This is a genomic window from Streptomyces silvae, from assembly GCF_016745505.1.
In the GTDB taxonomy this organism is placed as follows: Bacteria; Actinomycetota; Actinomycetes; order Streptomycetales; family Streptomycetaceae; genus Streptomyces; species Streptomyces silvae.
Map to the genome: position 1 here is coordinate 1 of NZ_JAERUC010000199.1, position 7,959 is coordinate 7,959.

10 protein-coding genes are annotated in these 7,959 nt (G+C 71.7%); 3 read left to right on the forward strand and 7 right to left on the reverse strand.

All coding sequences use genetic code 11. From position 1 onward, the window contains the following. Positions 1-94 precede the first annotated feature (94 nt). Positions 95-550, reverse strand: a complete 456-nt coding sequence (locus JKV81_RS33205; protein ID WP_129261396.1) for a TIGR02611 family protein — start codon at positions 548-550, stop codon at positions 95-97. Positions 551-740: 190 nt separating this feature from the next. On the opposite strand from JKV81_RS33205, the gene JKV81_RS33210 reads away from it, so the two are divergent. After that, complete coding sequence (locus tag JKV81_RS33210) at positions 741-1,154, forward strand: SsgA family sporulation/cell division regulator (protein ID WP_003959770.1); 414 nt, start codon at positions 741-743, stop codon at positions 1,152-1,154. A gap of 402 nt (positions 1,155-1,556) precedes the next feature. Continuing rightward, positions 1,557-2,114 carry a CGNR zinc finger domain-containing protein gene (locus JKV81_RS33215; RefSeq protein WP_129261398.1) on the forward strand — a complete coding sequence of 186 codons (558 nt, stop codon included), beginning with the start codon at positions 1,557-1,559 and terminating at the stop codon, positions 2,112-2,114. A 112-nt stretch (positions 2,115-2,226) separates the two neighbouring features. Here JKV81_RS33215 and JKV81_RS33220 read toward each other — a convergent pair whose 3' ends face one another. From JKV81_RS33220 to JKV81_RS33230, 3 genes are all read right to left on the reverse strand, one after another. Then, complete coding sequence (locus JKV81_RS33220) at positions 2,227-2,382, reverse strand: hypothetical protein (protein ID WP_164493806.1); 156 nt, start codon at positions 2,380-2,382, stop codon at positions 2,227-2,229. Between the two features lie 150 nt (positions 2,383-2,532). Continuing rightward, positions 2,533-3,552, reverse strand: a complete 1,020-nt coding sequence (locus JKV81_RS33225) for a LacI family DNA-binding transcriptional regulator (protein WP_124279703.1) — start codon at positions 3,550-3,552, stop codon at positions 2,533-2,535. A 277-nt stretch (positions 3,553-3,829) separates the two neighbouring features. Continuing rightward, positions 3,830-4,300 (reverse strand): hypothetical protein, encoded by a 471-nt coding sequence (locus tag JKV81_RS33230; RefSeq protein ID WP_202079367.1) that lies wholly within the window; start codon positions 4,298-4,300, stop codon positions 3,830-3,832. Between the two features lie 154 nt (positions 4,301-4,454). Here JKV81_RS33230 and JKV81_RS33235 point away from each other — a divergent pair, with 154 nt between their 5' ends. After that, the gene (locus tag JKV81_RS33235; RefSeq protein ID WP_099176815.1) at positions 4,455-4,970 is read left to right on the forward strand and encodes a DsbA family protein; all 516 of its coding nucleotides are present in this window, start codon (positions 4,455-4,457) and stop codon (positions 4,968-4,970) included. 16 nt (positions 4,971-4,986) lie between these two features. On the opposite strand, the gene JKV81_RS33240 is transcribed toward JKV81_RS33235, so the two are convergent. The 3 genes from JKV81_RS33240 to JKV81_RS33250 all read right to left on the reverse strand — a co-directional run bounded on the left by JKV81_RS33240 (position 4,987) and on the right by JKV81_RS33250 (position 7,774). After that, positions 4,987-5,823: a GNAT family N-acetyltransferase gene (locus JKV81_RS33240; protein ID WP_202079369.1), complete on the reverse strand. Its 837-nt coding sequence runs from the start codon at positions 5,821-5,823 to the stop codon at positions 4,987-4,989. 80 nt (positions 5,824-5,903) lie between these two features. Next, positions 5,904-6,725 carry an aminotransferase class IV gene (locus JKV81_RS33245; protein ID WP_147985600.1) on the reverse strand — a complete coding sequence of 274 codons (822 nt, stop codon included), beginning with the start codon at positions 6,723-6,725 and terminating at the stop codon, positions 5,904-5,906. Further along, the gene (locus tag JKV81_RS33250; RefSeq protein WP_202079371.1) at positions 6,722-7,774 is read right to left on the reverse strand and encodes a chorismate-binding protein; all 1,053 of its coding nucleotides are present in this window, start codon (positions 7,772-7,774) and stop codon (positions 6,722-6,724) included. The genes JKV81_RS33245 and JKV81_RS33250 overlap by 4 nt, the downstream gene beginning before the upstream one ends. Positions 7,775-7,959 lie beyond the last annotated feature (185 nt).

Here is a 7,959-nt window from a genome sequence, read left to right on the forward strand (position 1 = left end):
TCGGTGTGAACGAAGCGCTCTCCCACTGAGCTAATCGCCCCGGCGCACCGCACACATTACCCCATGTCAGCGGCGCCGCGGGACCACCACCGGGTCACTGGTCGATCTTCCACGGCATCACTATGCCGAACTTCCACACGTAGATCCCGACGAGCACGGCGATGATCACGAGCCCCACCGTGGTGAGAATGATGTTGCGCCGCCGGACCTTGGGATCGAGGGCCCGCTGGGCGGCCTCGGTGACCTTGCGCCGGGTCCAGCGCAGGACGAGCTGCGCCCAGACGAACTCGGTCGCCCAGATCGCCATGCCGCCGAAGATCACCAGCCAGCCGGGGCCGGGCAGCGGAAGCATCACGATGCCCGCGCCGACCACGGCGAGGCCGACGACGAAGATCCCCACCTGCCAGCTCAGGTGGAGAACTCTCGATCCCTTGATGAACCCGGGCGCCCGCGAGCCCAGCTCACGCTCCGCCGCACGCCCGTCCCCCGTGGCGGAACCGGTGGCCGCCGTGGCGGCGACCTCGTTCCGCTCGTCACTCTCCGCGTTCATGAAACCCAACCTACCGGAACCGAGATCGTCACCGGAATGGACGCATGACCCAAAGTTACACACCGCTGCACGAGGGACCTGAAGCATCACAAATAGGTCAGAGGGGTTTACAACGGCACCGTAGGTGGCATGTCGATTTCGCCGACGTGCGAATCCCCGAGCGCACACTGAGCGAAAGGCCCTGGCGCTTATGAACACCACGGTCAGCTGCGAGCTGCACCTGCGCCTCGTTGTGTCGAGCGAGTCCTCACTGCCTGTACCCGCGGGCCTGCGGTATGACACGGCCGATCCCTATGCCGTGCACGCCACCTTCCACACCGGAGCGGAGGAGACGGTCGAATGGGTTTTCGCCCGTGACCTCCTTGCCGAGGGGCTGCACCGGCCCACCGGCACCGGAGACGTCCGCGTCTGGCCATCTCGTAGTCACGGTCAAGGCGTCGTCTGCATCGCACTGAGCTCCCCGGAGGGCGAAGCCCTGCTGGAAGCCCCGGCGAGAGCCCTGGAGTCGTTCCTCAAAAGGACCGACGCCGCGGTCCCGCCCGGAACCGAGCATCGTCACTTCGACCTCGATACGGAGCTCTCACACATCCTGGCCGAGAGCTGAGCCAGGCCGAGAGCTGCGGGACGCCGTCCGACTCGGGGAGACGGCGTCGCGCGGACAACCTCATAGGGCAGACACCGGCGCCGTCGCCGCGGAACCCACCGCGGCGGCGGCGCCGCTGCGCGCCGGGCGGGGGCGGCCGGTACGCGAGCGGGGGGGCGGGGCTCCCGGGCCGGTCTCGGGCGTCGTCACACCCCCATCATCCGCCCCAGGCGCCTCGCCTCCCCCGCAGGCAGGGGCCTCGGGAGCGCCAGGAGGCCGCTCACGCTCCGGTCGCACGCCTGACCGGGAAAAGGGACCTCCCCGGCCCGCCGGGCCCCCACCGGCCCCTGTGCGCCTTCGCCGAGCCAGTAGAGTCAGCCCGCATCGGCGGGCGCCCGTCCGCCGGAGGCCAGGGAGCGAAGCGTGCTGATCCCACACGACACCCGGATCGCCCTCGACACGGTGGTCGATCTGGTGAACACCGCACCGGAGCGCGGCGCGGACGACGGGCTCGCGGAGCTCACCGCGCTCTACGCCTTCGCGGAGCGCCACGACATCAGCGGCGTCGGCACCCTCGGCGACAAGGACCTGCGCGCCGTGCACGACGTCCGGGACCGGTTCGCCGAGATATTCGCCGCACCCGACGCCCGTACGGCCGCGGACCTCGTCAACAGCCTGGTCGCCGCCGCCGGAACCACCCCGCAGCTGACCGATCACGACGGCTACGACTGGCACGTGCACTACTTCGCGCCGGACGCCTCCATCGCGGACCACCTCGCGGCCGACTGCGGCATGGCCCTGGCCTTCATCGTCGTCGCGGGCGAGCAGGAACGGCTGCGGCGCTGCGAGGCCCCGGACTGCCGGGACGCCTTCGTCGACCTGTCGCGCAACCGGTCGCGCCGCTACTGCTCCAGCCGCACCTGCGGTAACCGGCTGCACGTCGCCGCGTACCGGGCCCGGCGACGGGAAGCCACGCGCTGAGCGTGCGCCCGGCCGGCACGGCACGGCGGTCGCAGCCGGCGGGAGGAGCCCGGCAGTCTCATCCGTCGGGAAGCGCCCGGTGGCCTCGTTGGGCGGAGAGTCCGGCGGCCGCTCACAGCAGGAAGAGATCGTGCAGGGCGGCCATCAGCAGCAGGCCGCCGACCACGGTCAGGAAGATCATCAGCGGCGGCTGGGAAAGCGCGAAGAGGCAGCCACGCGGCTCTTCGGCGGGGGGTGCGGGGGCGTCGCCCCGGGATGTGTCCACCATCTCGTAGTGATCATGACTCAGAGCGGGCCCTGTTGGCGATCAACGGACCCTTTCGCAGGGTGAGTTCACCACTCCAGGATGAACGGAATCGCTCCCGCGCCCGAAGATCATCCACACGTTCGTCCCACACCTCGGGCGTGGGCCCTCCTATCAGCGCGGCGCCGCGCTGGAGGCGCGTACGACGAGCTCCGGCTGGAGCACCACGCTGCGGTGCCGGTGGCCGCCGTCCGCGTCGTCCGCCTCCTCCAGGAGGAGCTCCGCGGCCATCCGGCCCATCACCACGGCGGGCTGCCGTACGGAGGTGAGGGGTACGGCGGCGGCCGCGGCGAACTCGATGTCGTCGTAACCGACGATGGCGATGTCCTGCGGCACCCGCACCCCGGCGGCGTACAGCGACTGGAGGACGCCGAGCGCCAGGAGGTCGTTGGCGCAGAACACGGCGGTCGGCCGGGGTACGAGGCCGAGCAGCCGGGCTCCCGCGTCGCGGCCCGCCGCGACGTCCAGGCGGTCGGAGGGGATCTCGACCAGCGCCTCGGGGCCGAGCCCCGCCTCGGCGAGCGCCGCGAGGGCACCCTGGCGGCGGTCCCTGATCTGGTGGAGGTCGCCGGGGCCGCTCACATAGGCGACGGAGCGGTGGCCAGCGGAGACGAGGTGCCCGACGGCGAGTGTGCCACCGCGTACGTCGTCCACGGAGACCGCGCAGGTGTCGGTGGTCGCCGCGACCCGGTCGACCAGCACGTACGGGATCCGGTGGCGGGCGAAGGCTTCGAGGTTGCCGCCGGTGGCGTCTGCGGGGGTGACCAGCACCCCGCAGACCCGCTGCTCGGCGAAGAGTCCGAGGTACTCGGCCTCCTCCTCCGGGCTCTGGCCGCTGTTGCAGACCATCACCCCGAGGCCGGCCTCCCGGGCCGCGCGTTCGGCGCCGCGGGCGACGTCGACGAAGAACGGGTTGCCCATGTCCAGCACCAGCAGGGCCATGATGCGGCTGCGGCCAGCCCGGAGCTGCCGGGCCGACTCGCTGCGGACGTAGCCGAGCTCCTCGATCGCCGCGAGGACACGGGCCCGGGTGTCGGGAAGCACCGCCTCGGGGCGGTTGATCACGTTGGAGACCGTGCCCACGGAGACTCCGGCCTGCCGGGCCACGTCCTTGATCCCTGCCACACGCGCCACTTGCCCTGCCCCACTGATGCATCCGGCCACCGCGCGTCGGCGCCGGTTCCGGTCCACGGACGTACGTACGGCGTGGTCCGTCGTGCCGTCGTCCGGGGGCCGCGCCCACCGATTGAATTGTTTCAATCCGCTCGGGACGCTAACCGCATCCACCGGATACCGTCAAGATCGGGGTGACGCGACCCGAATATACCGAGCGGGACCGCGCATCAGGGCGCTCGCACGCCCGCAGCCCCACATGAATCGATTCATGCCCTGAGCACGGATGAGCGGCCGGTCAGATCCCGTGCTTCTTCAGGATGGCCTCGATGTCGCTGAAGTCATCACCGGGCGCGGCCTGCTGCTGCTGCTTCTTCTTCGGCCTGTCCTGCGCCTGCGTCTGCCCGGCCGTCGCCCCGGTGCCCGAGGTCAGCGAGGGCGACGACGCCGCCGGCGCGACCGCGCCGCCGCGCTCCGCGGCCCGCGCGGCCTTGCGCTCCTTACGCGTCGATCCGCTCCGGCGCTCCACGGCGCGTGTGGTCATGAAGAGCAGCCACGCCACGGCCAGCAGTCCGAAGCCGATCCAGACGCTCGGCTTGAACGCGATGTCCGACACCCACTCGACGACACCGGTCATCACCAGGCCGACGGGCACCAGCGAGTAGGCGGCGATCCGGGTCGCCGTGAGGAACCGCTTTCGGTACGCGGTGATCGCAGCGATACCCAAACCGGCCGCAGACACCGCGGAACAGATGGTCTCGGCAAGCATCGGGGCCTCCAGCGATCGGGATACGTCCCTTCCATCCTGCACCGGTCACCGCCGCGGGGGCCACGGCGAGGCACCACATCAGGGACTTTTCAGGGCCGTGGTCCTCCCCAGGTCCCGATTGGGACGCGCAGGTCCGGCCTGAAAGACTGATTCCATGAGCGATTCCCCCTCCGCGGCACCGGTCGTCCTCGACCTCTGGTGCGAGCTCGAGTGCCCCGACTGCCACCAGGCCCTCTCCGACGTCCACGCCCTGCGCGCCCGCTACGGCGACCGGCTGGAGATCCGGCTCCGCCACTTCCCGCTGGACAAGCACAAGCACGCGTACGCGGCGGCGCAGGCGGCCGAGGAGGCCGTGGTGCAGGGCAAGGGATGGCCGTACATCGAGGCCGTGCTGGCGCGGACCGCCGACCTCGCCCGGGCCGGCGAGCCCCTGCTGATCGAGGTGGCGGGCGAACTGGGCCTGGACGCCGAGGAGTTCGACACCGCCCTGATCGACGGCCGGCATCTGCTGATCGTGGACGCGGACCAGGCCGAGGGCAAGGCGATCGGCGTCACCGGGACCCCGACGTATGTGATCGGCGACGAGCGGCTGGACGGCGGCAAGAGCCAGGAAGGGCTGCGCGCCCGCATCGAGGAGATCGCCGACCGCCTGCTCGCCGCCGAGGACTGACCGGCACCCGGGCCGGCTACAGCGCCTTGGCCAGGTTGTACTGCGTCACCTCGTAGCCGAGCGACTCGTACAGCCGCAGCGCGGGCGTGTTGGACGCGAAGACGTGCAGCCCGAGCACGCCGAGCCCGGCATCCAGTGTGATGTCCTCCGCGAGGTGCATCAGCGCCCGGCCGTAGCCGCGCCCCCGGTACTCCTCGTACACCTCCACGTCGTACACGTAGCCGAGGTCGTCGCCGTCCGGCACCTCGCGCCGTGCCACCCAGACGTGGCCGACGACGGCGCCGTCGTGGACGAGGACGTGGAAGTACATGCCGCGGGTGGCCATGCCGTCCGGCAGGGTGGTGGCGTGGTCGGTCTCGGTCTTGTGCCGGGCCTGCTCCTCCGGGACGCCGCGCTCCATCCATTCCTGGGCGTACGTCTCCGCGCTGGTGGCCTCCCACTCGGCGAATTCCGGCTCCGTCATGGGACGGCCGGTGACGCCGGCCGGCAGCGCGGGGGCGGTCCTGCGGAGGGTCTTCAGCATGTTCCGGCTCCGCTCGGTGTAGCCGAGCACCGCCGCCAGGGACCGGGCGGCCTGGTTGTCCGCCGGGGCCACCAGGCGGACCTGGGTGCAGCCCCAGCCGCGCAGCACCTCCTCGGCGGCGAGCGCGGCGATGGTCCCCCGGCCCCGCCTGCGGTGCGCCTCCTCGACGAAGAGCGAGCGGAGTATGCCCGCCGAGGGCCCGAACGCCGGGTCGGTGGAGATGCCGACGGCACCGACGGGCCGCCCGTTGTCGCACACGTCGTACGTGCGTTCCCGCGCGCCGTCGGCGCCTTGCTGGACCGGCCCGGCCGGCCGGATGGTCGTGGTCATCAGGGTGTTCTATCCGCTGGAGGCGGTGGAGTCACCCCTTTTACGGGTCCGGCTTCCGAGGCCGGGCCCGGAGGGCCGGCTCACGGGTCGAGATCGTCCGCCGCGCGCTCGTCGAAGACCCGCATCGCCTTCGCCGTCACGGGCCCCGGGGCGCCGGGCAGCTCCCGCCCGTCGACGCGGTGGACGGCCTGGATGTCGCGGAGGGTGGAGGTCAGGAAGATCTCCTCGGCCCGTTCGAGCACCTCCAGCGGGAGGTCGGTCTCCTGCGCGCCCGTCCACTCCACGACGAGGGCCCGGGTGATTCCGGCGAGGCATCCGGAGGTGACCGGGGGCGTGTGGATCCGGCCGTCGAGGACGACGAAGACGTTGGAGCCGGTGCCCTCGCAGAGCTGCCCGACCGTGTTGGGGAAGAGCGCCTCCGAGGCGCCGTGCTCGTGGGCGCGCGCGAGGGCGACGACGTTCTCCGCGTACGAGGTGGTCTTGAGGCCCGTCACCGCGCCGCGCTCGTTACGCGTCCAGGGCACGGTGATCACGGCCGTGCTGTCGGGGCGGCGCGCCGTCCCGCCCAGGGCGACGACCAGGCTGGGGCCGGCGTCGCCGCGGTCGGAGCCGAGCGACGCGAGGCCGCCGGTGAAGGTGATCCGGAGCCGGCCGAGCTCCACGGGATTGGCCTCGACGACGGCGGCGACGGCGCGGCGGACCTCGTCGTGGTCGGGGTCGGTCAGGCCCAGGCCCCTGGCCGAGCGCGTCAGCCGGTCGAGGTGCCGGGTGAGCGCGAAGGGACGGCCGTCGGAGACCCGGACCGTCTCGAAGATGCCGTCGCCCACGGTCAGCCCGTGATCGAGCACGGACAGCCGGGCGTCATCGGCGTCGCGCAGTCCGCCGTTGACCCAAATCCTCATGACGCGGTCCTTCCTGTTTCCTCGTAGGCGCCCGACGCTACAGCGAGCAGCCGGGATGCCTTGAGCTCGGTCTCTGCCCACTCGCGCGCCGGGTCCGACCCCCAGGTGATGCCCGCTCCGGTACCGAAGCGGAGCAGCGGGGCGGGCCCGGTGCGATCGATCCAGAAGGTCCGTATGCCGACCGCCAGCTGCGCGGTGCCCCGGTCGGCGTCCACCCAGCCGACCGCTCCGCAGTACGGGCCGCGGGGGGCCGTCTCCAGGTCCTCGATGATCCGCAGCGCGCTGGACTTGGGGGCTCCGGTGACCGATCCGGGCGGGAAGGCCGCGGTGAGCAGCTCCGGCCACCCGGCGTCGTCGGCGAGCCGTCCGCGCACGGTGGAGACGAGGTGGACGAGCCCCGGGTGCTTCTCCACGGCGCAGAGGTCGGGGACGCCGACGCTGCCGGGTGCGCAGACGCGGCCCAGGTCGTTGCGGACGAGATCCACGATCATCACGTTCTCGGCGTGGTCCTTCTCCAGCAGGTCGTCCTCGGTGCGCCCGGTGCCCTTGATCGGGCCGGACTCGACGGTCCGGCCGTCGCGGGCGAGGAAGAGCTCGGGGGAAGCGGTGGCGATCTCCACGCCGTGCTCCGGGAGCCGGATCGTGCCGGCGTACGGGGCCGGATTGCCCCGGGCAAGCAGGGCGGTGAGCGCGTCCACGTCGGCCCGGGGGCCGGGGAGCGGCGCGGACAGGACCCTGCAGAGGTTGGCCTGGTAGACCTCGCCGGCCGCGATGTGTTCACGGATCCGTCGCACTCCGGCCAGGTAGGTGTGCTCGTCGAGCGAGGACGTCCAGTCCTCCGGGGCGGGTCCCCGCCAGGCCCCGGGCACGGGGAGCGGGACCTCCTCGGAGCGCACGGTGGCGAAGCGGGCACAGACCAGACGGCCTTCGAAGTCGGCACATACCGCCCAGAAACCGGACGATTCAAGAGCCGCAGGATCGCTCGTGACGTCCAGCAGACCGGTGGCGACGAGGCCACCGAAGCGGGCAAGGGGGGTGAGGTGGCGCACGTGACCGAGTCTAGGTCGGCACGCGGTGACCTGCGGCGGGCGGTGGGTGGCGCAGCACGCTGCACAAACGCGTTTTTGTGCTGGCCCGGGAATCCGCTAGAGTTCAACACGTCGCCGGGACGCGCAAGCGGACCGGGAAAGACAAGCGGACGTAGCTCAGTTGGTAGAGCGCAACCTTGCCAAGG

Excerpts from the sequence above, each read along its gene's own strand:
- JKV81_RS33205 (WP_129261396.1), bottom strand. The coding sequence starts at position 550 with ATGAACGCGGAGAGTGACGAGCGGAACGAGGTCGCCGCCACGGCGGCC.
- JKV81_RS33210 (WP_003959770.1), top strand. The coding sequence starts at position 741 with ATGAACACCACGGTCAGCTGCGAGCTGCACCTGCGCCTCGTTGTGTCG.
- JKV81_RS33220 (WP_164493806.1), bottom strand. The coding sequence starts at position 2,382 with ATGGTGGACACATCCCGGGGCGACGCCCCCGCACCCCCCGCCGAAGAG.
- JKV81_RS33230 (WP_202079367.1), bottom strand. The coding sequence starts at position 4,300 with ATGCTTGCCGAGACCATCTGTTCCGCGGTGTCTGCGGCCGGTTTGGGT.
- JKV81_RS33235 (WP_099176815.1), top strand. The coding sequence starts at position 4,455 with ATGAGCGATTCCCCCTCCGCGGCACCGGTCGTCCTCGACCTCTGGTGC.
- JKV81_RS33240 (WP_202079369.1), bottom strand. The coding sequence starts at position 5,823 with ATGACCACGACCATCCGGCCGGCCGGGCCGGTCCAGCAAGGCGCCGAC.
- JKV81_RS33245 (WP_147985600.1), bottom strand. The coding sequence starts at position 6,725 with ATGAGGATTTGGGTCAACGGCGGACTGCGCGACGCCGATGACGCCCGG.